The 23,368-nt window shown below is 52.4% G+C and carries 26 protein-coding genes and 1 other RNA gene; 22 read left to right on the forward strand and 5 right to left on the reverse strand.

Annotation, left to right across the window (positions count from 1 at the left end; all coding sequences use genetic code 11):
* The first annotated feature begins 4 nt into the window (after positions 1-4).
* From nrdR to ribBA, 3 genes are read left to right on the forward strand one after another with little or no spacing between them, the layout of a single operon-like run.
* Positions 5-454 (forward strand): transcriptional regulator NrdR, encoded by a 450-nt coding sequence (nrdR, locus tag IDSA_RS02435; protein WP_034773925.1) that lies wholly within the window; start codon positions 5-7, stop codon positions 452-454.
* Positions 447-1,559 (forward strand): bifunctional diaminohydroxyphosphoribosylaminopyrimidine deaminase/5-amino-6-(5-phosphoribosylamino)uracil reductase RibD, encoded by a 1,113-nt coding sequence (ribD, locus tag IDSA_RS02440; RefSeq protein ID WP_034773927.1) that lies wholly within the window; start codon positions 447-449, stop codon positions 1,557-1,559. The genes nrdR and ribD overlap by 8 nt, the downstream gene beginning before the upstream one ends.
* Before the next feature lie 50 nt (positions 1,560-1,609).
* Positions 1,610-2,680 (forward strand): bifunctional 3,4-dihydroxy-2-butanone-4-phosphate synthase/GTP cyclohydrolase II, encoded by a 1,071-nt coding sequence (ribBA, locus tag IDSA_RS02445; RefSeq protein WP_051986095.1) that lies wholly within the window; start codon positions 1,610-1,612, stop codon positions 2,678-2,680.
* Here ribBA and IDSA_RS02450 read toward each other — a convergent pair.
* Genes IDSA_RS02450 through IDSA_RS02465 form a run of 4 tightly spaced genes read right to left on the reverse strand, consistent with a single transcriptional unit; the run spans position 2,655 to position 6,676 of the window.
* On the reverse strand, positions 2,655-3,569 hold the full coding sequence (locus IDSA_RS02450) for a ketopantoate reductase family protein (RefSeq protein ID WP_034773930.1): 915 nt from the start codon (positions 3,567-3,569) through the stop codon (positions 2,655-2,657). The genes ribBA and IDSA_RS02450 overlap by 26 nt on opposite strands.
* Positions 3,566-4,891, reverse strand: a complete 1,326-nt coding sequence (locus IDSA_RS02455) for an AmpG family muropeptide MFS transporter (RefSeq protein ID WP_034773931.1) — start codon at positions 4,889-4,891, stop codon at positions 3,566-3,568. Before IDSA_RS02455 ends, IDSA_RS02450 begins: the two co-directional genes overlap by 4 nt.
* The gene (locus tag IDSA_RS02460; protein ID WP_034773933.1) at positions 4,888-5,499 is read right to left on the reverse strand and encodes a peptidylprolyl isomerase; all 612 of its coding nucleotides are present in this window, start codon (positions 5,497-5,499) and stop codon (positions 4,888-4,890) included. Before IDSA_RS02460 ends, IDSA_RS02455 begins: the two co-directional genes overlap by 4 nt.
* Positions 5,500-5,524: 25 nt before the next feature.
* Positions 5,525-6,676, reverse strand: coding sequence for a methyltransferase (locus IDSA_RS02465; protein ID WP_051986014.1), 1,152 nt, complete (start codon positions 6,674-6,676; stop codon positions 5,525-5,527).
* 95 nt (positions 6,677-6,771) lie between these two features.
* On the opposite strand from IDSA_RS02465, the gene IDSA_RS02470 reads away from it, so the two are divergent.
* The 4 genes from IDSA_RS02470 to IDSA_RS02480 all read left to right on the forward strand — a co-directional run bounded on the left by IDSA_RS02470 (position 6,772) and on the right by IDSA_RS02480 (position 9,993).
* Entirely contained in the window at positions 6,772-7,863 is a 1,092-nt protein-coding gene (locus IDSA_RS02470; protein ID WP_034773935.1) for a ketoacyl-ACP synthase III, read from the forward strand.
* A complete protein-coding gene (locus IDSA_RS02475) occupies positions 7,856-8,614 on the forward strand; it encodes an enoyl-CoA hydratase-related protein (RefSeq protein ID WP_034773936.1) in 759 nt (252 codons plus the stop codon). The genes IDSA_RS02470 and IDSA_RS02475 overlap by 8 nt, the downstream gene beginning before the upstream one ends.
* A gap of 98 nt (positions 8,615-8,712) precedes the next feature.
* Positions 8,713-8,809: signal recognition particle sRNA small type (gene ffs / locus IDSA_RS11965), an RNA gene on the forward strand.
* A 95-nt stretch (positions 8,810-8,904) separates the two neighbouring features.
* Complete coding sequence (locus IDSA_RS02480; protein WP_034773938.1) at positions 8,905-9,993, forward strand: tryptophan 2,3-dioxygenase family protein; 1,089 nt, start codon at positions 8,905-8,907, stop codon at positions 9,991-9,993.
* Here the strand turns inward: IDSA_RS02480 and priC are convergent.
* Positions 9,978-10,307 (reverse strand): primosomal replication protein PriC, encoded by a 330-nt coding sequence (priC, locus tag IDSA_RS02485; RefSeq protein ID WP_084694017.1) that lies wholly within the window; start codon positions 10,305-10,307, stop codon positions 9,978-9,980. The genes IDSA_RS02480 and priC overlap by 16 nt on opposite strands.
* A 384-nt stretch (positions 10,308-10,691) precedes the next feature.
* Between priC and IDSA_RS02490 the strand changes: the two genes are divergently transcribed.
* The 15 genes from IDSA_RS02490 to htpG all read left to right on the forward strand — a co-directional run bounded on the left by IDSA_RS02490 (position 10,692) and on the right by htpG (position 23,280).
* Entirely contained in the window at positions 10,692-11,474 is a 783-nt protein-coding gene (locus IDSA_RS02490) for a DUF3450 domain-containing protein (protein WP_034773941.1), read from the forward strand.
* Positions 11,471-12,829: a MotA/TolQ/ExbB proton channel family protein gene (locus IDSA_RS02495; protein ID WP_034773943.1), complete on the forward strand. Its 1,359-nt coding sequence runs from the start codon at positions 11,471-11,473 to the stop codon at positions 12,827-12,829. Before IDSA_RS02490 ends, IDSA_RS02495 begins: the two co-directional genes overlap by 4 nt.
* A gap of 4 nt (positions 12,830-12,833) precedes the next feature.
* Complete coding sequence (locus IDSA_RS02500) at positions 12,834-13,358, forward strand: MotA/TolQ/ExbB proton channel family protein (protein ID WP_034773944.1); 525 nt, start codon at positions 12,834-12,836, stop codon at positions 13,356-13,358.
* A 12-nt stretch (positions 13,359-13,370) separates the two neighbouring features.
* A complete protein-coding gene (locus IDSA_RS02505; protein WP_034773945.1) occupies positions 13,371-13,772 on the forward strand; it encodes an ExbD/TolR family protein in 402 nt (133 codons plus the stop codon).
* 1 nt (position 13,773) lies between these two features.
* Positions 13,774-14,379 carry an energy transducer TonB gene (locus tag IDSA_RS02510; RefSeq protein ID WP_034773946.1) on the forward strand — a complete coding sequence of 202 codons (606 nt, stop codon included), beginning with the start codon at positions 13,774-13,776 and terminating at the stop codon, positions 14,377-14,379.
* 6 nt (positions 14,380-14,385) lie between these two features.
* Entirely contained in the window at positions 14,386-15,684 is a 1,299-nt protein-coding gene (locus IDSA_RS02515; protein ID WP_051986016.1) for a tetratricopeptide repeat protein, read from the forward strand.
* 136 nt (positions 15,685-15,820) lie between these two features.
* Positions 15,821-16,174: an HvfA family oxazolone/thioamide-modified RiPP metallophore gene (locus IDSA_RS02520; protein ID WP_034773947.1), complete on the forward strand. Its 354-nt coding sequence runs from the start codon at positions 15,821-15,823 to the stop codon at positions 16,172-16,174.
* On the forward strand, positions 16,144-16,968 hold the full coding sequence (locus tag IDSA_RS02525) for an HvfB family MNIO-type RiPP peptide maturase (RefSeq protein WP_034773948.1): 825 nt from the start codon (positions 16,144-16,146) through the stop codon (positions 16,966-16,968). The genes IDSA_RS02520 and IDSA_RS02525 overlap by 31 nt, the downstream gene beginning before the upstream one ends.
* The gene (locus tag IDSA_RS02530; protein ID WP_034773950.1) at positions 16,961-17,746 is read left to right on the forward strand and encodes an HvfC family RiPP maturation protein; all 786 of its coding nucleotides are present in this window, start codon (positions 16,961-16,963) and stop codon (positions 17,744-17,746) included. Before IDSA_RS02525 ends, IDSA_RS02530 begins: the two co-directional genes overlap by 8 nt.
* A gap of 51 nt (positions 17,747-17,797) precedes the next feature.
* The gene (locus IDSA_RS12240) at positions 17,798-17,923 is read left to right on the forward strand and encodes a hypothetical protein (RefSeq protein ID WP_269623265.1); all 126 of its coding nucleotides are present in this window, start codon (positions 17,798-17,800) and stop codon (positions 17,921-17,923) included.
* Between the two features lie 30 nt (positions 17,924-17,953).
* Positions 17,954-18,349, forward strand: a complete 396-nt coding sequence (locus tag IDSA_RS02535; protein WP_051986017.1) for a response regulator — start codon at positions 17,954-17,956, stop codon at positions 18,347-18,349.
* A gap of 69 nt (positions 18,350-18,418) precedes the next feature.
* Positions 18,419-20,311, forward strand: a complete 1,893-nt coding sequence (gene dnaX, locus IDSA_RS02540) for a DNA polymerase III subunit gamma/tau (RefSeq protein WP_034773952.1) — start codon at positions 18,419-18,421, stop codon at positions 20,309-20,311.
* A 40-nt stretch (positions 20,312-20,351) separates the two neighbouring features.
* Positions 20,352-20,684, forward strand: coding sequence for a YbaB/EbfC family nucleoid-associated protein (locus IDSA_RS02545; protein WP_034773954.1), 333 nt, complete (start codon positions 20,352-20,354; stop codon positions 20,682-20,684).
* Positions 20,685-20,697: 13 nt separating this feature from the next.
* Positions 20,698-21,306: a recombination mediator RecR gene (gene recR, locus IDSA_RS02550; protein ID WP_034773955.1), complete on the forward strand. Its 609-nt coding sequence runs from the start codon at positions 20,698-20,700 to the stop codon at positions 21,304-21,306.
* Between the two features lie 81 nt (positions 21,307-21,387).
* Positions 21,388-23,280, forward strand: a complete 1,893-nt coding sequence (gene htpG, locus IDSA_RS02555; RefSeq protein WP_034773957.1) for a molecular chaperone HtpG — start codon at positions 21,388-21,390, stop codon at positions 23,278-23,280.
* The last annotated feature ends 88 nt before the right edge of the window (positions 23,281-23,368 follow it).

A 23,368-nucleotide genomic window follows, 5' to 3' on the forward strand; every position in this document is an offset into this window, starting at 1 on the left:
CCGTATGCATTGTCCGTTTTGTGAGATGCAAGATACCAAAGTGATCGATTCACGGCTTATTGCCGATGGATCATCGGTGCGGCGCCGGCGTGAATGTACCAATTGTAAAGAGCGATTCACTACTTTTGAGACCGCCGAACTGATTATGCCACGGGTGATTAAATCAGACGGCTCACGTGAGCCGTTTAACGAAGACAAATTACGCGCCGGATTACTGCGGGCGCTGGAAAAAAGGCCAGTGAGCCTGGAAGCCACGGAACAAGCAATTAATAACGTTAAGTCGTCACTGCGCGCCACCGGCGAGCGGGAAATTACCAGCCAGGTTATCGGCGCTCTGGTGATGGATAACCTGAAAGCCCTGGATAAAGTCGCTTATATTCGCTTTGCCTCGGTCTACCGCGCTTTTGATGACATCCGCGAGTTTGGCGAGGAGATAGCCCGCCTCAATGACTGATATGCATCACGTCTACATGCAGCAAGCGCTGGATTTAGCCGCTCAGGGGCAATTCAGTGTGGGCACGAACCCTATGGTCGGCTGCGTTATTGTGCGCGATGGCGACATCGTCGGGCGGGGCTGGCATGAGCGGCCCGGCGAGCCTCACGCCGAGGTCCATGCATTACGGGAGGCCGGCGCTGCCGCCGCAGGTGCGACTGTTTATGTGACGCTTGAACCCTGTAGCCACTTTGGTCGCACGCCACCCTGCGCCGATGCACTGATTAAGGCTCAGGTGGCCCGGGTTGTGATCGCTATGCAGGATCCGAATCCGTTAGTCGCTGGTGCTGGAATCAGCCGGTTGCTGGAAGCTGGCATTGCGGTCGAAGTGGGCGTGTTAGCCGCCCCGGCAGAATCACTTAATCGCGGCTTTATTTCACGTATGCGCCGGCGCCGGCCCTGGTTGCGGGTAAAACTGGCGGCGACTCTGGATGGCAGAACGGCCCTCGCTAATGGGGTCAGCCAGTGGATTACCGGCCCGGCAGCCCGTCGTGATGTGCATCGGTGGCGGGCGCAAAGTGGCGCTATTCTGAGTACGGCGCGTACCGTGCTTGCTGACAACGCTAAACTTACGGCGCGCCATGAAATGGCAGAACAGCAGCCGTTGCGGGTGATTATCGACAGCCGTCAGCAACTCACTCCGGCGCATCCATTTTTTCTGGAAACCGCGCCGGTATTGCTGGTTTACGCCGGCACCCGTGAAGATGCTGATGATTTGCACCAGTGGCCTGACCATGTCGAACGCTGCTGGCTGCCGGCACTGAACGGTCGGGTTGACCTGAACGCCCTGCTAGAAGAACTCGCCGTACGCGGTATAAACAACGTCTGGACCGAATGTGGCCCGGAGCTGGCCGGCGCGTTACTTGCGGTTGGGCTGGTAGATGAGCTTGTTATTTATATGGCACCCAAACTCTTCGGCAGCAGCGGCCGCAGCTTGCTGCAGCTGCCTGCTTTCGAGCAGATTGAACAGGTGCCGGAACTGATTATTAAAGACCTACGTCTGGTCGGCGAAGATATTCGTGTGACTGCCATTCCGCAAGTTGTAATAGGAGAGACTCAGTCGTGACAACACTCTGTAGCGCTGCCGAAATTATTGAAGATATCCGTCAGGGCAAAATGGTGATCCTGATGGATGACGAGGATCGCGAAAACGAGGGCGACTTAATTCTGGCCGCGGAATGCGTTACGCCGGCAGCAGTCAACTTTATGGCTCGTTACGGACGGGGCCTGATCTGCCTGACCCTTACCGAAGAGCGTTGCGCGCAGCTGCAACTGCCACTAATGGTTAATCAGAACCAGGCGCCTTATGCCACCAACTTTACGGTATCGATTGAAGCTGCTGAAGGGGTTACCACAGGTATTTCCGCCGCTGACCGGGCCCGTACGGTGCAGGCCGCTGTTGCTGCGAACGCGAAACCAAAAGATTTAGTTATGCCGGGACATATCTTCCCGCTCAAAGCGAAGCCGGGCGGGGTACTGAACCGCGCGGGGCATACCGAAGCGGGTTGCGATCTGGCACGCCTGGCTGGCTTTGAGCCGGCGGCGGTGATTGTTGAAATACTGAACGAAGATGGCACCATGGCGCGTCGTCCGGACCTGGAGAAATTTGCGGCAGAGCACGATCTCAAAATTGGCACCATCGCGGATTTGATTGAATACCGCTCGCTGAAAGAAAAGACCGTGCAGCGCAAGAATCACTGCCATTTACCCACCGCCCATGGTGAGTTTGAACTCATTACCTATCAGGACACCATAGATAAACAAGTGCATTACGCACTGGTCAAAGGTGATATCGATTCGCAGCAGCCGGTTAATGTGCGGGTGCATCTGCAGGATACCTTTAACGATCTCTTCGCTACGGACCGGGCCGCGAAGCGCAGCTGGCCGCTGGGCCATGCGATGGATTACATTGGCCAACATGGCGGGGTTATCGTGGTCATTGGCCGGCATCAGGATTCCGACGACATCCTGGAGCAGGTCGCCAGTTTTGCTAAAGAAGATCAGGGCGTACATAAGCCCAGTGCTGCCGCCTCAAATGCTTCACGCAATGTAGGTATCGGCTCGCAGATCCTGGCCGATCTGGGGGTGCATAAAATGCATCTGATGAGCTCGCCGAAACGCTATTCAGCGTTATCGGGCTTTGGACTGGAAGTGGTCGACTTTATCGAAGACGAGAAAAATCCTTAGTCAGCTTCTTTACCTGCTGCCACAGCTGTTCGTTAGCTGGGGCAGCGTAGCCCGCCTGCTGGCAACCTCTGGCAATAAAACCATTCAGATAGTCAATTTCGGTCGGTCGTTGATTGCGCACGTCACTCAGCATAGACGACCAGTTCGCTGCCGTTTTTTGTGCCACCTGCCGCGCCTGAGCAACAATCCCGGCGGCCGGTAACACCACCCCGCGCTGGGCTGCCAGCTGGCTGATTTCGGCGGCCAGTTGCTGCATCAGATCGGTCAGGGGTAAATTCAGTAGTTCGCCGTTGCGGCACTGGTGGATAACGGTTAACGGATTGATCAGGCAATTAACCGCAAGCTTGTGCCAGCGGCGCAGGACCATATCTGGTTCAGCAACTAACGGCGGCAACGCCGTTGCCAGTGTGCGTAACAAATCCGCGGGCAGCCCAGCGGCGCCACTGACAGCGGGGTTGGCCCAACCGAGCCAGCTTTCGCCCTGACCCGCATGCACCAATTCCTGCCCGTTATCGCCAACCTGGCGGAAAGCGCCATGGGTAGTAACCCAGTGCAGCGCCGCGGACGGGATAAGTGATGCTTCATCATCAAGCATACCGTTATAGCTGAGGATCAGTTCGCTGCCCGGGGCCAGCGGGCGGGCCCGGAGTTCGTTCAGCAAAGGTGCAACCTGATAGGCTTTAATGGCGGCGAAAACCCGGACGGGTTGCGCTGGCCAGCTGGTGTAAACAGGGAATTCATAGTTGTGTTGGTTGGCGTGAATCTGCAATTGTGGTGCAGCAGCGCTGTCAGCGCGGGCTTTCAGCTGAACCTGCTGCCCGGTTCGCTGCAGACCCACTGCCATCAGGCTACCTAGGGCGCCGCTACCTACCACCAACCAGGGTGTCATAACTGGCTCCGATGGTAACTGGTTTCAAGGCGCAATAGCTGATGACGCAACAGAAATAAAATCAGTAAGCTGGGTAGTACCATGAGTGCGGTCAGCACGAAGAACAGCTGCCAGTCACCGTCCAGCCAATCAACGACCATGCCGCTGTACGACGATAATAAGGTGCGGCCGAGATTGCCCAGTGATGCCAGCAAGGCATACTGGGTGGCGGTAAAGGCCCGGTTGCAGAGCAGGCTGATGAAGGCGACAAAAGCGACCGTCGACCAGGCCCCGGTAAAGCCATCAATGAGCACCGCCGCCAGCAGTAAGTCGGTATCCGGGCCAACCCCGGCGATCCAGGCAAACATCAGGTTACTGCTGGCCATGGCAATGCCACCGATCATCAGGCCTTTAACTATCCCCAGCCGCAGGTTGACCATGCTGCCGAGCACGGCAAATACGATCGTCACCCACCAGGTAATTATTTTTGAATAGACCGCGATGTCGTCGTTGGTGAAGCCCACTTCTTTGTAGAAGACGATCGACATCCGCCCGAGAAAGGCTTCGCCAATTTTAAACAGAAAGATAAAGGCCAGCATGCCGGCGGCAAGCTGCCAGCCGTTGCGGCGGAAAAATTCAGTGACCGGCTCGACAACCGAGTTGTGCAACCAGTCTTTAACGCTGTGAAAGGTTCTTAGTTCCGGCGCATAGCGATGCGGCTCGCGCGCCAGTACCACCAGAAGTAATTGCAGGGCTATCACACCGGTTAACAGTAAATAGCCGTCCTGCCAGTCCCAACTGATGCCGTCCACCAGAAAAAATGGCAAGGCACCGAGGCCGGAGTAACCCGTCCACCAGCCGGCGGTCGCCATGGCCGCGCCGGCGGACTGTAACCGCGCTTCATGGGGGCCAAAACATTCGATTCGAAAGGCATCGATGGCGATATCCTGAGTAGCTGAAAATACCGCTATAATCAGCGCCAGTACGGCTACCAGAGTTAACTGACTGGTCACATCAATGCGGCTCAGGGCGGCGGTGGCCAGCAGCATGCCGGTCAGGCATAAAGCGATCCAGCTGCGCCGTTGTCCCAGGCACCGGTGTAACAGTGGAATGCGGAAGCGATCCACCAGTGGTGACCAGCTGAAGTTGACTGAATAGGCCACAAAGACGGCACCAAACAGACCGATGGCTGTGCGCGACAGGCCTTCTTCCTGTAACCAGGCCGATAACATCGAGCCAATGAGTACCCAGGGGAAACCGCTCATCACCCCAAAAGCAAAGATCAGCCAGACCCGGGGCTCGCGATAGACTTTAAAATCCTGGTACCAGGGACGCTCGCTCACGGCTTCGGCAACACTTCAATTCTGAGCAATACCGGCGGTTCAACCGGGACATCCTGCCAGCCGGTTGCTTCATGCCAGGGGGCTGATTCGACCTCAGCTATGGCATCCAGATTGCTCTGGCCCTCGACAACCCAGCCGAATACCGCATAACCCCAGCCTTTAGTGGATGGATCAAGTGACTCATTGTCGCCGCTGTTAAAAAAGAACTGGCGGGTGGCTGAGTGCGGATCAGATTCGCGCGCCATGGCGATGGTGCCATAGCTGTTTTTCAGGCCATTGCCCGATTCATTAGGGATCGGATTGAAGGTGGTGAGCGGCGTGAACTCGGCGTCATAGCCGCCACCCTGCACCACAAACCCCGGTACGATGCGGTGAAAAATCGTGCCGTTGTAGCTGCCGGCTTCGACATACTTTAAGAAGTTCTTTACCGTCAGCGGCGCCCGGTGGCGGTGCAGTTCCACCACGATGTCACCATGGCTGGTCACCATTTTTACCCGCGGGAACATATTGTCGGGTTGTATTTCTGCGGCTGCCGGTGGCAGGTAGCAGGCCATTGTGCTGACCAGGGTACTGACCAGGATAAAAAGCAGACCTGAGAAAATTTTCATAATAGATAACCTTTTCAAATACGGATTAGCGCTTCTTCACGCTTAAAATAACGAATTTAGGATTCGCGGCAATCTGCCGGACCGCGCCGAACAAATGCTTCAGTGGCTGATGATATGCCAGATGGCGGTTTGCAACTACCCGTAATTCGCCGCCCTGACGCAATACCCGCCGGGCATCGGTGAACATTTGTATAGCAATGTGAGACGTAACCGCGTGTTCCTGGTGAAAGGGCGGGTTACATAAAATTAAATCACTGCTCTGATCTGGTTGCTGGCTAAGGCAATCGTCGACCAGCGCCTGATAGTGACCGCTATCGGCGTCCAGGTTAGCCGCTATATTGGCGCGCGTTGAGGCGACCGCCAGAAACGACTCATCGACCCAGGTGATCGGACTGGCCGGAGAGACCCGGCCATAACCGATACCCAGCACGCCGTTCCCACAGCCTAAATCTATGACGTCGGCAGCGCCTGCCGGCGGTAAATGCTCAAGCAGAAAACGAGCGCCGATATCAAGCTGGTTACGGGCAAAAACGCCGGCGTGATGCAGCAGTTCGAATCCGAACTCCGGCACGGACCAGCGGCTGACAAAGTGTTCGCTGTCGATAGTAACGGATCGCGTACGGGCCTGTAATAATCGTGACTTCTTCTGGGCGAGCGATACCTCAGCCTGATCGCAGTAGCGCTGAAACAACTCACGCACCGCTGGCGTGAAGAGTTTGCTTTTGGCAGCGGCAACGATTGGCGTACCCGCTGGTAATGTCGCCGCGAGTTGAGCGAGCTGGAATTCAAGCAGACTCAGGCTTTTTGGTATTTTTAGCAGCACCAGGTCGGCGGTGGCTGGCAGTGGGTCGAGCGGGCCCAGGGCTTGCAGACGATCAGGTAGCTGGTTGAGGCTGAGGTTATGATGCCAGGCGCAATGGCTAACATAGGAGTCACTGACGCTATATACCTCGCGATCCGCTAAAGGCATCAGCAAGGCACCAAACTGATCATTGATGAGCAGCGGCCGTCTGATATCGGGATTGGCCACCAGATAATCATGGATCAGCTCATCGGCGGCATCCCAGGCTTGCAGGTTGCGGGGACTGCTGATTGGCAATCGCTGCAGGTAAAAACTGCCGGCAGCACTGTCAAAGCGTTGTTCGGGGGGAATTGCCGGGCGATTTTGGGTTACCATCGGATTACCATTAAGTTACGATTGGTCGGACATTTCTCTCTGAAACATTCGTGCTATGATAGCGAAAAAGTAACTGTGACTATAGGTTTTATAACGTGAAAATACATGCAGAAATAACAGGTTGGGGAAAGTGCCTGCCACCAGCGATAATGACCAACGACGATCTGGCAACTTTTCTGGACACCTCAGATGAGTGGATCCGTACCCGTACTGGTATTGAAGAGCGTCGCGTCAGTCACCTGGGAACCTCACATTTAGCCACAGTTGCTGCCCGTAATGCCCTGGCAGCTGCCGATCTGGATCCCAATGAACTGGATTTAATTCTGGTGGGTACCTGCACGCCTGACGAGATTATTCCGAACGTAGCATCGGCGGTGCAGCGTGATTTAGGCGCCAAGTATGCCGCGGCTTTTGACTTGAATGCGGCCTGCAGTAGTTTTTTATATGGCTTACATTATGCCACTCAGGCAATACGCACCGGCGCCCATAAGAAAGTGCTGGTGATTGGTGCTGAACGCCTGACCCGAATCCTCGACTGGACCCGCCGCGAAAGCGCGGTGTTGTTTGGTGACGGTGCCGGCGCTATGGTGCTGGAAGCCAGCACCGAAGAAACCGGCCTGCTGGCGTCCCATGTAACTTGTGATGCTGACGCACGGGATGTGCTGGCGCTGGAATTTGGTATGAGTTTCGACCGTTTCAATTTTGACGGCATCATGCCGTTCAATTTTGTCGGCCAGGAAATTTTTAAGCGCGCTGTTAAGGGTATGAATATTGCCATTGATAAAGTGTTTGCAGAAACCGGCCTGACCACCGATGACATTGATTCACTGATACCGCATCAGGCGAACAAGCGACTAATTGATTATCTGGCAAAACGCTGCAATGTGCCTGAATCAAAAACCGTTATTAATATCCAGAAGTACGGCAATACCTCGTCGGCGACCTTGCCGATTGCCTATGCAGAGGCGCTGGAGCAGGGCATCATCAAGCCGGGCGATACCATAGTATCCGCGGTATTTGGTGGCGGTCTGACTTGCGGCGCCGGCATTATTAAATGGGGACAGCGGGTTACGCCTAAACAGGATAACCAGATGCAGTTACCGGGCACCGATAAGTCGGCGCTGGATTTGATCCTGCCAATGCACCTGGCGACGAAAAAAGCGTGGGAGAGCAGAGGCAATGAGTGAGTACCGTAGCGAACATGTAAAAGCAGAAACTAAGAATGGCGTGGTATGGCTGACCCTGCTGCGCACTGACAAAAAGAACGCGCTGACCCAGGATATGTACCGTGCGCTGACGCATGAGCTGAAGCAGGCAGAGCGCGATAGTTCAGTGGCCGCAGTGGTACTGACTGGTAGCGGCGACAGCTTCACCGCAGGTAACGATTTGCAGGACTTTCTGCAAATCAAAGAGCTGGACAGTAGCGCGGCACCATTCGAGTTTCTGTACACCCTCAGCAGCCTGACTGTGCCGCTTATCGCCGGCGTAAATGGCTTGGCAATTGGTATCGGCACCACCATTTTGCTGCATTGTGATTTAGTTTACGCCAGCTCTGACGCGAAGTTTGCCCTGCCATTTGTTGATTTAGGCCTGGTTCCGGAAGCTGCTTCCAGCCTGCTACTGCCCGCTACCTGCGGCCATTTGCGAGCGGCTGAACTGTTGTTACTGGGCAATACCATTGATGCCGGTACTGCGCTGAGTTTTGGATTGCTGAATAAGGTTGTTGAGCCTGAACAATTACAGCAGCAACTGGAAGACAGCGCCGCGCTCTTAGCGAGTAAACCGGCGAAAGGTCTGCGCGCCACTAAAGCGCTGATGAAACTGCCCGCCGAACCGGTCGCTGACCGGATTGACCGCGAAGCAAAAATCTTTATCCGCGCATTGAGTTCCGATAGTGCGCGGGAAGCGATAAAAAGCCGGTTGCAGCGTAAAAAATAGCCAAATCCGCTGCCTTGGTTAATTTCCCCTCATTCAGTACCGGCTTGCCTTGCCAGCGTGCCGGTGATCATGGATAATGCGCGGCGTTATGGTGGCCTCATTGGTCCCCTCGCAACGTTAACTGATGAACCCGGTCAGGCCCGGAAGGGAGCAGCCGCAGTCAGGGATGCGTGTGCCGGGGTGTGGCTGGTGAGGCCGCCACCCATTTTTTTCCTCCTTCGTTATTCCTGTTATGAAGTGGTAGTATCCCATTTACCCTGAACGGTAAATGACCATACGGATATTACTCAATGCCTAAGAATCAAACTCCAGTTTATTACAGCGATTATCTGCGCCTGGACAAATTACTTGGTGCCCAGCAACCGCACAGTTCGCGTTATGGCGATGAAGCCCATGACGAGATGCTGTTTATTATTGTGCATCAGGTTTATGAACTCTGGTTTAAGCAGGTGCTGCACGAACTACGCTCCATCTATCGCGAATTTAACCAACCTAAGCTCGACGACAAGGCGCTCTATCTGGTCGCGCACCGGTTACGACGGATCCTGACCATTCAGGACCTGATGAATGACCAGGTGGGCGTTATTGAAACCATGACACCCCAGGAATTTCTTGAATTCCGCGATATTCTGGTGCCAGCCTCCGGATTTCAGAGTGTTCAGTTTAAAGAGATGGAAATCATTCTGGGGCTCACCCGCGGTAAACGCATCGCTTTTGATCAGCAGTCGTTTTTTAATAGGCTGAATGCTGAAGACCGGGCTTATCTGGAAGAGCTAGAACAGCAGCCTAGTCTGTTTGACCGGGTCGATGACTGGCTGGCGCGCATGCCATTTTTACAGTTTGAGGATTTCAGCTTCTGGGAGGTCTACCAGCAGGCCGTGCAAAAATCCCTCGATCAGGACGAAAAAATTATCCGGGAGAATGCGACGGACGACGAACAATTACAGGCTGAACTGCAGGGCCTGCAAGCAAACCGGGATAATTTTGCCGCACTTTTTGATAACGAACGTTATATTGAGTTACAAAAAGATGATCGGGTGCGGCTATCTCAGCGGGCTATGCTAAGCGCTCTATTTATTACCCAGTATCGGGAAGAACCAGCTTTTAACCTGGCCTGGCAGGTGATCACGTCACTGGCGGAAATGGATGAGAAGCTGACCATCTGGCGTTATAAGCACTCGATGATGGTACAGCGAATGCTGGGAACTAAAATCGGCACCGGTGGCTCGTCGGGCCATGATTACCTGCGACGGACCACCGAGCAGAACCGTGTATTTAAGGATTTTTTTGCAATGTCGACTTATCTGCTGCCGAAAAGTACCTTGCCTGACTTACCGGCATCGGTGCGGCAGGCACTTGGGTTCTATTTTCGCGACTGAGCGGCACCTTTGACTGGCGGTCGGCTGAACCAGCGAATGCCCTGATACAGGGCGTTCATCTGGTCGCCGATACGCTGTGCCAGCCATTGTTGCCGGCTAACTGAGCAGGGCTGCTGCAGCGCCATGAGATTACTCCGGATCTCACGCACATAACAGAGTGGGGTGACGGCATCGGCACGAAATAACTTGCTGTCAAACCAGTCACTGAATTCGTCTTCCTGAATGTTAAGCTGCTCAATTTGTTGCTGCATCTGCTGCAACTGCGCGAGCAGACGCTGTCTTAGCTGGTCGTCAAGCATTAGGGGTAAATCCATCTATCAAAGAGTGCTCACTTTAAGTTAGATCGGCGCAAATAGCGATGGTTGAAAAGATGAACTTTTAAGTACAGCAGCGGTCGAATTTAGTGAGCTATACTAATACCTAATGGTGAGTATTATAGACCGCCTGTTAAGATGCTGTAAACGAGATGGAACCCGCAGGAAAGCGCCGATTTAACTAAGATCTGTGGGTTGACAGTCTTGCCTCGCTCGTGGGAGTATTGAGCGATTATTACTTTACAAGTTTAGTTACTACTTGTGGGCTTACTTGTGAAAGTAATAGCTGCAAGTGTTGATTAAACTCTTTTCGTCACTCAAATAACTGGAAGCTTTCGGCATGGCGTCGTCAGTCAGAAGGTTAAGTCAAATTGGTTGGGAACTATGACCAAAGTAATCAATAAAAGCAAAGTCGCTATTGCCTTAGTCGGCATGTTTGCGATGGCCGGCAGCGCTACAGTTGCGGCACAAGATGTTTCCACGCTGCAAAGCGAAGAAGCAAAAATTCATGAATCAATGAAGCGCTCTCAGTCAAAGATCGACTCTTTGTTTGAGCAGAGTCAGGAATTGCTTTTTGAATACCGTTCTGTTGTAGACGAGTATGAGAACCTGAAAGTTTACAACGATCACGTTGCACGTTTAGTTGATGACCAAAATCAGACGCTGGCTTCATTACAGCGCCAAATCGACGGCATCGATGAAACCAAGCAGGGCGTTATTCCGCTGATGTATAAAATGATCGACTCGCTGGAAGAATTTGTGAAGCTGGATATTCCAATTCACAAAGAACGCCGCATGACTCGTGTTCAGCATCTGCGTGACCTGATGGAGCGTTCTGACGTAACTACCTCTGAGCAGTTCCGCCAGATCATCGAAGCCTATCAGGCAGAGATGGACTACGGTTCAGGTCTGATCGCCTATGAAGGAAAGCTTCAGCTTGAAGGCGAGGAAATCTCTGTTGACTTCTTCCATTTAGGCCGGGTAGCGCTGCTTGCGCAGTCACTGGATCTCAAAAATGGCTGGATTTACAACAAAGAAAATGACTCTTGGGAAGCGTTGAGCGACGTGTATCTGGGTTCGCTGACTAAAGCAATCCGGATGGCTCGTAAGCAAACGGCTCCTGACCTGATTGAACTGCCAATTTTTGCAGCGGAGCGTGCAGAATGAAACAACTAGTGAAATCCTTACTGGTCGCCTTAACAGTCACTCTGTCAGCTGGCGTTACCGCAGTAAATGCCCAAGAAGCCAAGTCACTGGATGAGTTACTTGAGCTGGTAAAACAAAATCGTGTGTCATCACAACAAATCAGTCAAGAACGTCTTCAGGAGTTCACCGCTGAGCGTGCTGACAAACAAGCTCTGCTAAACCGTGCTAAACAGCAACTGCGTGACGAAAAAGCCCGCGGTCAGCGTTTGCAGACTCAGTTTGCAGAAAATGAAATTGCCCTGGCTAACAAAGAACAGGAACTTGAGACCGCTAAAGGTACTCTGGGTGAAATGTTCGGTGTGGTCCGTGGCTCTGCAAGCGACGTTATCGGTCGTATCGCGACTTCAATCGTAAGCGCCCAGTATCCTGGCCGTGAAAAAGTGCTTGAGTCACTGGCTGAAGCGCAGGAACTGCCAACTATCGCAGAACTTGAAGAGCTATGGTTTGCGCTGCTGACTGAAATGAAAGAGTCAGGCAGAACCGTCACCTTCAATACTGACGTAGTATTACTGGACGGTAGCACGGAAAACCGTGATGTAACCCGTATCGGTGTATTCAACCTGATTTCTGGTGGCATGTACTTTACCTATAATGACCAGGCGAATGAAATCCAGCCGTTGGGTCGTCAGCCAGCAGGTTTTATAACTGGCTCGGTTGAAGATTACCTGGCACTGGATAGTGGTTACACCGGTCTTTATGTTGACCCGGCACGTGGCCAAATCCTGAGCCTGGCTACCCAGAAAGCAACTCTGGAAGAGCGTTATCACCAAGGTGGTACAGTTGGTTATGTTATTACTGTAGTGCTGTTGGTTGGCTTACTGATTGCGATATACAAGTTCATCACTCTGGGTCTGGAAAGTGCGAAAATGCGCTCACAGCTTAGGAACACCGACAAGCCTTCTTCTGGTAATGCCTTGGGTCGTATCCTGAAGGTATACCATGAGAATAAAGGCTCTGATGTCGAAAACCTTGAGCTGAAGCTTGATGAAGCCATTCTGCGCGAAACACCGCGTATCGACAGTGGCGTTAACATCATCAAGATTCTGGCAGCAATTGCACCTCTGTTAGGTCTCTTGGGTACGGTTGTCGGTATGATTGGTACCTTCCAGTCTATTACACTGTTTGGTACAGGTGATCCGAAAATCATGGCAGGTGACATCTCAATGGCGCTGGTAACGACCGCATTAGGTCTGATTGCAGCACTGCCACTGATTTTGATCCACGCGATTGTAGCTGGCCGTGCTAAAGGCATCGTTCAGGTACTTGACCAGCAAGCCGCTGGTATCGTAGCCGCTCACGCGGAGCCAAAGGAGTAATCCTATGATTTACCTGATAGAACTCTGGGAATCTATCAGGGATTTTCTGAGTACCGGTGGCGACGTCTTGTACGTCGTCATGGGAGCGCTCTTTCTCATGTGGGTACTCATGGTAGAGCGCTATTGGTTCCTGACCGGTGTGTTTCCAAAACTCAAGAAGAACATCATTGAGAATTGGGAAAAACGGCAGGACACCACCTCCTGGTATGCTCATAAGATCCGTGATGCATGGATTTCCGAAGCTGATAACAAGCTAAATGCGCGTATTTTGTTGATTAAAACCTGTGTTGCCATTTGTCCGTTAATCGGCCTTCTGGGTACTGTAACCGGTATGATTGCGGTATTCGAAGTGATGGCAGTACAAGGAACGGGTAACCCACGTCTGATGGCGTCAGGTATCTCGATGGCAACAATCCCGACTATGGCAGGGATGGTTGCAGCATTGTCCGGTATGTTTTTTGCCACGCGCCTGGAAGCGCGGGTAAAACGGGCGAAGCATAAGTTAATCGACAGTTTGCCACATCATTAAGAGAGAAGAATTATGGCACGTAACCGTTTTCGTGAAGAGGAAGATGCAGCGATCGATATGACGCCGATGCTCGACATCGTGTTTATCATGTTGATCTTCTTCATCGTAACGACCTCTTTCGTTAAAGAAGCTGGTATTGACGTGAACAAGCCAGAAGCGAGTCAGGCGCAGAAGAAACCTTCGGCCAACATCTTTATCGCTATTCGTGCGAATGGCGAAGTATGGATGGACAAGCGTATGGTCGCTGTTGAGCGTGTTGGCGCTAACATTGAGCGTCTGCTGGCAGAGCAGCCAACTGATATGGTTGTGATTCAGGCGGACAAAGAAGCCAAACATGGTGTTGTCGTTAAAGTCATGGATCAAATCAAGGAAGCGGGTAATCTCACGATATCCATAGCCGCAGAGGACGATTAATATGGTGCGCTTTATAGTATCAATACTATTAGGTGCGGCTGCCACGTTCCTGTTGTTCGCTTTTATGGCATTTCTGATTAGTGGAGGCGAAGGACGGAACGAGCCGCCTCCACCAACAGCTGCCATCGAAATTGTGAGCCAGCCGGCGGATGAGGATACCGACGTACGTCGTCGTACTCCACCACCGCCGCCACCACCGCAGCAGCCGCCGCAAACGCCGCCAAATGAGCCAGATACATCTGATGATGCTGGTATGAATTTGGATCTGGGCTTTGAGGTCGATGTGGGTGGAACGGACACTGGCTTTTCGACTGATGGTGTCGCAACTGATGGTGAAGCAACGCCGATTGTTCGTATTAATCCGCGTTATCCGCCAGCCGCACAGCGGGATGGTATCAATGGTTGGGTGGATCTCCGCTTTACCATTGACGAAACCGGTGGTGTGACTGACGTCGAAGTGATTAACTCAGAACCACGTCGGGTATTCGATCAGGAAGCTCGTCGGGCGCTGTACCGTTGGAAGTATAAGCCGAAGATCGTTGACGGGAAGCCAGTACGGCAACCCGGCCAGACGGTTCGACTCGAATTCAATCTGGACGAGGGCTAATTAACGATGATACACAAACAACTCACCGTCCTATTTAGTGCGAGTATATTGTGTGCTGTGCTGGCAGTCGCTTCCGCGCCTGCCATTGCACAGAACATCAATTATGACTTGCCCTCGGCGGAGACGATTCAGGAACGTAAAGATACGCGCCAGAATAAGGCTGTATCTGACCGTGTCGGTCGCCGGATTATGGGTGCTTTCGAGCTCTATAGCGAACAGGAAGACGTGCAGGGCGCTATCGCTGAACTGGAACAAGCATCCCCACGGGATCCCTTTGATATTGCCTATGTTAATCGCTTTTTGGGGAACCTCTATGCAGCCAACGATAAGTTGGAGAAGGCTTTAGAGCTGACTAAAGGCGCTGCTGACGCAGATGTCCTTGGTTTTACTGACCATGAAGCAGCACTTAAGTTGACTGCCGACCTGAGTCTGCAGCTCGAGAAGTACTCGCAGGCTATCCAGTACTACGGGAAGTGGTTACAGTTTACCGGTGAATATAACCCTGATGTTTTCCTTCGTATTGCTAACGCTTATTACGAAATGAAGCAGTTTGATAAGGTTATTAAACCGGCAGACATGGCGATCCAGTACTATCAGGAACCCAACAAAAACCCTTACATACTGAAAATCGCATCGTACTACGAACGGAAGATGTATGAAGACGCAATTGATGTTCTTGAAAACGGCCTGAATGTACTCCCAGGTGAAAAAGTCTGGTGGAATCAGCTGGGCATGATGTACATGCTCGAAGAGAAAGTAGAAAAAGCGCTACAGACTCTTGAGATTGCTTATCTGGCGGGTTACTTCGATAAGGAAAGCCAATACCGTTCGTTGGTTCAGTTGTATAACAACAACGAAATTCCGTATAAATCTGCATCGCTGATGGAAAAGCATCTGGCGAGTGGCGATATTAAGAAGACGGCCCGTAATTATCAGAGTGCAGCCAATAACTATGAAGCCGCGAGGGAATATGATCTTGCTGCGGAAATGTATGGCAAAGCTGCTGAACTGGAAGAAGACCGTGAGGGTAAAGCCAGCCAGTATCGTCGCCAGGGTACAGCTTATCTGCGCGCGGAGAATTACAGCCGGGCGTCTCAGGCGTACCTGAAAGCGATCGAGCTGGGTTATGACGACCCGGGTCCGGTGTATATGTCACTGGCCGAATCGTATTTCTACGCGAATAACTTCAGTCAGGCACTGACGTATATTCAGGAAGCGCAGAAGTATGAAGAGCAACGCCGTAACGCCCGTAGCTGGGAGCAATATATCCGGCAAAAAGCGAAAAATCGTGGTGTAAGTCTGTAAGATTATTTGCAGCGTTCATTGCAAAGTTAATGAAAAGCCCCGCTAAAATCGCGGGGTTTTTTTTAAGTTTTGAGTCGAATGAACTATGCTTAGGCTTGTTAGTCGAAGTATTAATACATCATCTCCGGAGGTTATTATGAATAACGTTAAAAAATCTGTATCTATTGCAGTTGGTGCCATGATGGCAAGTGCCGCTGGTGTTAGCGCGGCAACCGCTAGCCCGTTTTCCTATTCAGAATTAGCAAGTGGCTACCAGCAACAAAGCCATCAGCAGGCTCCTGATAAGCACAAGGAAGGCAAATGTGGTGAAGACCGCAAAGAAGAAATGAAAGACAAGGAAAAGCACAAGGAAGGTAAGTGCGGTGAAGGCAAGTGCGGTGAAGATCGTAAAGACGATATGAAAGATAAAGCCGAAGAGAAGAAAGACAAAGCCGAAGAAGGGAAGTGCGGCGAAGGTAAATGCGGCGAAGGCAAGTGCGGCGCAGCGTAGGTATTGGCTTACGGCGGGAGTTTCTGGCGGATGTATTGCAGGAAACTCCCGCCGTTGGTTTTTGGGAGGTCGCTCCTGAAAACTGGATACCACGAGGAAACGAAGCCAGTCGTGAATTAGCGGAGATCAGGGAACGTTACCCGCTAACCACCCATGGACTGTCATTATCCATAGGCAGCCCGGATCCGTTGGATGAACCTTTCATCCTGGCGATCAAAGACTTTTTAGACCGCTATCAGATTGATCTTTATAGCGAACATCTCAGTTATTGTTCCGCACAGGGGCACCTCTACGATCTGTTACCTATACCTTTCACTGACGAAGCTGCTGACTATGTGGCGGGACGCGTGCGGCGGGTACAGGAATTACTGGAACGCCCCCTGATTCTGGAAAACGTTTCCTATTATGCTGCGCCAGGTCAGGAAATACGCGAGCTGGACTTTGTCCGGCAGGTACTGGAACAAGCGGATTGTAAGCTCTTGCTTGACGTCAACAATGTGTATGTGAACAGCGTAAACCACAGCTACGATCCTTACGAATTTATCAGACAGTTGCCATCTGAGCGCATCGCTTATGGCCATATTGCCGGCCACTTCGATGAGGCTCCGGATCTGTTAATTGATACCCACGGTTCTGATGTGAAGCCGGAGGTCTGGAAGTTGCTGGAATATGCCTATCAGCAACACGGTGTATTCCCGACTTTGCTGGAACGCGACTTTAACATTCCCCCATTAGCGGAATTACGTAATCAGGCCAACAAGATCAGCGCTTTACAGGACGCCGCCGATGGCTGACTACCAGCAAACACAACAAGGTTTTGTCGACTGGTTGCGGGATCCGGATAACGCACCGATACCTGGTTCCATTGAGATGCGCCGGCTGCAGGTTTACCGCCGGCTGATCGCCAACAATGTGAATACCTTTCTGCGGGGCGGTTTCCCGGTCTTGCGCGAGGTTTTGAGCAAAGAGGCGTGGCAGCAGCTGGCCGACCGGTTCATTCGGGAGCACACGGCCGCATCACCCTATTTTTCGGAAATTGGTAAAGAGTTTGTCGAGTTTCTTGCCGGGCAGGAGGTGCTGCCTGAGTCGGTGCCGGCGTACACTTATGAGCTGGCTGCCTACGAGCGGATGGAAGTCGAAGCGATGTTTGCTGTCATCCCTGATGAATTACAGCAACTGAGTGCAGCTGACACCGAGGCCAGGGGCGGCGATGCGCGCTGGTATCTTAACCCCAGTGCGCAATTTGGTAGCTTCACCTTTCCGGTCGCCTGGATTAGTGCGCAGAACGCCGATCCGGATTCCTCTGCTGAGGGCTATTTCCTGCTGGTGTTCAGACCGCTGAAGAGCAGTGAAGATAAGGCGTCTGCCCGTATCCGCTTTTTGCAACTGAACCCGGTTACCGCGGTACTGGTGGACTGTTTACGCCAAAGCCCATCTGGCTTGACGCGAGACGAATTGACCGAGCAGCTGATCCAGTTATTGCCGCAGCTCGATGACTCAGTAGTGCGTACCGGGGTAGCACAAATTCTTCCTGATTTTGCCGAACGAGGCGTGTTGTTAGCGGGACGTTAATCAAGTATGATCCGCACCGCAAAAATTTTATAGCTACTGAGGTTGTTTGCTATGGCACATGATGAGAATTTCCGCGACCCTTCGAACGCAGCTTTAGGCTTATTAGCGGTACTGGTGGTCGTTGCGATCCCTTTGCTGCCGGCGGTGCTGGCGTGGATTCAGTTTTTCTCGAGTTAAACCACGAATTATCTATCGAAAGGGTTGAGTATGTCATTATCACTATTGCTGGTTGAAGATAAGCCAGCGACAAGGAACACCCTGTTGCAGGCGTTAGCCGATAGCCCTTTTACAGTTACTTGCGCGACTGACGGTTTGGATGGTTTAAGTCAGGCCAAGAGCAATGTCTACGATGTGGTATTGCTGGATCATAAAATGCCGCTGATGGATGGCCTGGCGTTGTTGCGCAATCTGCGTGAGCTTCCGGATTACCGTGAAACCCCGCTGATACTGATGACGACGCAGGAATTACAGCAAGTAGAAGCGGCCGCGGCGAAAGCTGGCGCTGATTTATGCCTGGCCAAGCCGATTGATAATAAGCGCCTGCTTGGGCTGCTGAAGGATCTCGGTCGTTCCATGCTACCGCCTGAATGCCGCACTGCCTGACGGTTTATGGACTGTACGCTTTGGCTGTTTTAGGGTAACGTAGCAGCATTAACAGCAAAGGATATTGGCATGAGTTATCAGGTTCTGGCACGTAAATGGCGTCCGCGCAACTTCACCGAAGTTGTCGGGCAACAGCATGTGCTTAAGCCTCTGATTAATGCGCTTAACTCCGGTCGTTTACACCATGCCTGGTTACTTACAGGTACCCGGGGAGTGGGCAAAACAACGATTGCCCGTATTCTGGCAAAGAGCCTCAATTGTGAAGCCGGCATTACTGCTTCGCCCTGTGGCGAATGTGGCGCTTGTACCGCAATAGATCAGGGACGTTTTGTCGATCTGCTGGAAATTGACGCCGCCTCACGCACCAAGGTGGAAGACACCCGCGAACTGCTGGATAACGTTCAGTACCGGCCAACCCAGGGCCGCTTTAAGGTCTATCTGATTGACGAAGTCCATATGTTGTCGCGGCATAGTTTTAATGCTTTGCTGAAGACCCTTGAAGAGCCGCCTGAACATGTCAAATTTCTGCTGGCGACAACCGATCCGCAAAAACTTCCCATCACGGTTTTATCCCGCTGTTTACAGTTTAATCTGAAGGCGCTGTCGCGCACGGAAATTGCCGGCCATCTGCAACAGGTATTGCAGAGCGAAAACATTGCTGCGGACGACCAGGCTTTACAGCTGCTGGCCCGGGCGGCTCAGGGCAGCCTTCGTGATGCGCTGAGTCTGACTGACCAGGCAATTGCGCAAGGCGATCACGCCGTGACTGTGGCCGGCGTACAACAAATGCTGGGTAGTGTGCCGGGCTACGAACTGGTTGCGCTGCTACAGCAGATCCTGACGGGTGAGGGTGAAGCCTTATTACAGACTCTGGATAAGGTAGCGGGGCAGGTCCCTGACCTTGCCAGCCTGCTATCAGAGCTGCAAAACTTACTTCACCAGATTGCTCTGTACCAGGCGGTTCCGGCAGTAGCCGACACCTTAGGTTTAAGTGACGCCGAGCAACGGCTGGCACAGCAGCTGCCAGCGGAACTGATTCACGTATTTTACGATATCCTGGTGCAAGGCCGCCGGGATTTGAATTTTGCGTCGGACACCCGCAGCGGGGTAGAGATTACTCTGTTACGGATGATGACTTTCCGGCCAGAATATCTGGAACTGATTGAAACTGAAGCGGCTACGGTTACTCAGGTTCGCGACGAACAGCAAGGTGTGCCTGACGTTGAAGCCGAGGTCATGCCCGAAGCCGAACCTGAATCTGAACCTGAACCTGAATCTGAATCCAAGCCCGAACCTGTCGCCGAACAGCCGGCTGCAGAACAGCCACAACCGACCAAATCTGCGGGCAGCAACGCTGATATTGAAGCCTTGATTGCAACGCGGGATGCCCTGCAGCAAAAAAAAAATCCTGAAGCCCCGGTAACCGCACTGTCAGCAGCACCAGAACCAGAACGAGAGCCGGAGCCAGCACCTGAAACGGAACCTGAACCTGAGCCCGAATCACATTTCGAGCTGGCTGAACCGGTAGCCGAAGAAAAGCCTGATGTTGCGCCGGCACCTGGCGTTGAAAAAGGTGTCCGCACCGCAGCTGAAGTGGATTCCTGGGCAGCAATTATTGATAATAGCGAACTGCACGGTCTGGCGCGGCAACTGGCACGTAACAGCGTATTGCGTAAAGTTGATGGCGATTACCAGCTTTGTCTGCGCTCCGACTGGGCCCACTTGCTGAACGACAGCGCGGTTGAAGTGATAACCGGCGTATTGCAGGATAACCTGGCAATGAAGCTGACCGGGGTGGTGGTTGAGAACGCTGATCAGCCGACCCCAACCGAAATACAATTACAGATTGATGCGCAGCGGCTACAACAGGCTCATGCCGAATTGGCGGCTGATCCGTTAACCCGGGCGCTGGCGGATACTTTTGGCGCGGTGTTAATTGAAGACAGCGTAAAGCCAAATTAAGTGAAAGATTAACTACAAGTCAGACAGATAAGAGGTTGTTATGTTTAAAGGTGGTGGAATGGGCGCAATGATGAAACAGGCCCAGCAAATGCAAGACCGGATGCAGAAAGTGCAGCAGGAAATCGCCGGTATGGAAGTGGTCGGCGAAGCGGGTGCCGGCATGGTGAAAGTAACTATGCTGGGCAACCATAATGTGCGTCGGGTCCAGATTGATCCAAGCCTGATGGCTGATGACGATCAGGAAATGCTTGAAGATCTGATTGCGGCCGCGGTTAATGACGCGGTGCGGCGGGTTGAGCAAACCAGCAAAGACAAGATGGCAGAAGTTACCGGCGGCATGAACCTGCCACCGGGCTTTAAAATGCCGTTCTGATTAAGGTTTAACGATGCGACTGAGTCCGGCGATTACAGAACTTATCCAGGCGTTGCGGTTATTGCCGGGGGTAGGCCCTAAGTCTGCCCAGCGTATGGCTTTTCAGATTCTGGAGAGGCAGCGCGAAGGCGGCTTACGCCTGGCTGCAGCCTTAACCGAGGCCGTCGAAAAAGTCGGTCACTGCGAGGTTTGCCGCACCCTGACCGAAGACGCCGTCTGTGGTATCTGCGCCCAGCCCAAGCGGCGGGACAGCGGCTTGCTATGCATCGTTGAAACGCCGGCAGATGTGCTGGCGATTGAACAAACCGGATACTATCAGGGCTGTTATTTCGTATTGATGGGACACTTGTCACCACTGGACGGGATTGGTCCTGATGATATTGGCCTGGATATTCTGGCCAAACGGCTCCGCGAGGAGCCCGTGCAGGAAGTTATTCTCGCCACCAATCCGACCGTAGAAGGCGAAGCAACCGCCCATTTTATTGCGGATCTAGCTCACCGTCAGCGGATTGCGACCTCCCGGATAGCGCATGGGGTGCCGGTAGGGGGCGAACTGGAATACGTGGATCAGGCCACTTTAGGCCATGCTTTCAGCGGCCGTAAAGTTATTGATATGAATTAGTCGGTCAGGTGCTTGAATTCTCAGGCGCCGTCCCCATCTCTTTAAGCAGTATTTACCATCAATAGTGCAGGAGAGACCACTATGGCGGAAGCCCGTCAATCGGAAACCCACGGTTTTCAGACCGAAGTGAAGCAACTGCTTCACCTGATGATTCATTCCCTTTATTCCAATAAAGAAATATTTCTTCGGGAACTCGTTTCCAACGCATCGGATGCAGCTGACAAATTGCGCTTTCAGGCGCTTAGTGATGGCAGCCTGCTGGCTGACGATGCCGAACTTTATGTGCGCGTTAGTGCGGATAAAGAAGCCGGTACCATTACCATCAGTGATAATGGCATTGGCATGACCCGGGACGAGGTGATGAGTAACTTAGGTACCATCGCCAAATCGGGTACGGCAGATTTCTTTAGCAAGTTATCCGGCGATCAGGCCAGAGACAGCCGGCTGATTGGTCAGTTCGGTGTCGGTTTTTATTCTGCCTTTATCGTCGCTGAATCGGTGACGGTTCGTACCCGTGCTGCGGGTGCTGCTGCCGATGAAGCTATCGAGTGGAGCTCACGCGGAGAAGGTGAATTCGATCTACGCCAGATCGATAAAGCAAAACGCGGTACCGATGTTATTCTGCAAGTTCGCGACGACGCCGAAGAGTACCTTGATGAATGGCGCCTGAAGAGCATTGTCACCAAGTATTCAGACCATCTGAATATTCCGGTACAAATGCCGAAGCGCGATGACGACGGTAAAGCTGACGGTTGGGAAGCAGTGAACTCCGGCCAGGCGCTGTGGACCCGGGAAAAGTCAGAAATTTCTGATGAAGAATATAAAGAGTTCTATAAGACCATCGCCCACGACTTTGAGGATCCGCTGCTGTGGAGCCACAACAAGGTTGAAGGCACGTCGGAATATACCAGCTTATTGTATATCCCGAAGCGGGCGCCGTGGGATTTATGGAACCGTGAACAGCAAAATGGTATCAAGCTTTATGTGAAGCGCGTCTTTATCATGGATGACGCCACGCAGCTGATGCCGACTTATTTACGCTTTGTGCGTGGCCTGATGGACTCCAGTGACCTACCGCTCAACGTGTCGCGTGAAATTCTGCAGGATAATAAGATCACCCGTTCTATGCGCAATGGCAGCACCAAGAAAGTGCTGAGCATGCTGAGTAAACTGGCGAAAGATGAGCCGGAAACCTATCAGCAGTTCTGGAACACCTTTGGCACCGTGCTCAAAGAAGGGCCAGCTGAAGATCAGGCAAATCAGGAAAAGATTGCCAGCCTGCTGCGTTTTGCTTCAACGCACATGGATACCAGCGAGGCATCAACCAGCCTGGATGAATACCTTGAGCGTATGCCCGAACAACAGCAAAGCATCTATTACATTGTCGCTGACAGCTATGAAGCCGCGCGCGACAACCCGGCGCTGGAAATTTTCCGCAAGAAAGGCATCGAAGTATTGCTGCTCTCGGAGCGTATAGACGAATGGTTGATGAGCCATCTGAGCACATACAAAGAGAAAGCATTCCAGTCGGTCACCCGCGGTGATCTGGATCTGGGTGAGCTGGAAGATGAGGACAGCAAACAGCAACAGGAAGCTGCTGAAAAAGCCTTTGAAGACTCAGCGAAGCGTTTCGAAAAAGCGCTTGGCGACAAGGTTAAAAGCGTACGGGTAACGCACCGGCTGACCAGTTCCCCGGCTTGTATCGTAACGGATGAAAACGATATGAGTACACAGATGGCAAAACTGATGGAAGCTGCTGGCCAGAAGGTTCCGGAAACCAAGTATATCTTTGAGGTGAATCCGGAGCATACACTGGTACAACGTGTAGTGGCACTTGATGATGAGCAGCGTTTCAGTGAATGGGCGCAACTGTTACTGGATCAGGCGACCCTTGCTGAACGCGGCAACCTGAAAGACCCGGCGCAGTTTGTGACCCGGCTTAACCGGTTGATGCTGGAGCTGACTGACGCCTGATCCTGGCGCCTGTTTTAGCACTGCCCGGACTTGTAAACCCTGCCGCTGCAAGGTAAAGTTCGGGCTTACTCCAAGCGATCAAACTATA

Source organism: Pseudidiomarina salinarum, from assembly GCF_000753715.1.
In the GTDB taxonomy this organism is placed as follows: Bacteria; Pseudomonadota; Gammaproteobacteria; order Enterobacterales; family Alteromonadaceae; genus Pseudidiomarina; species Pseudidiomarina salinarum.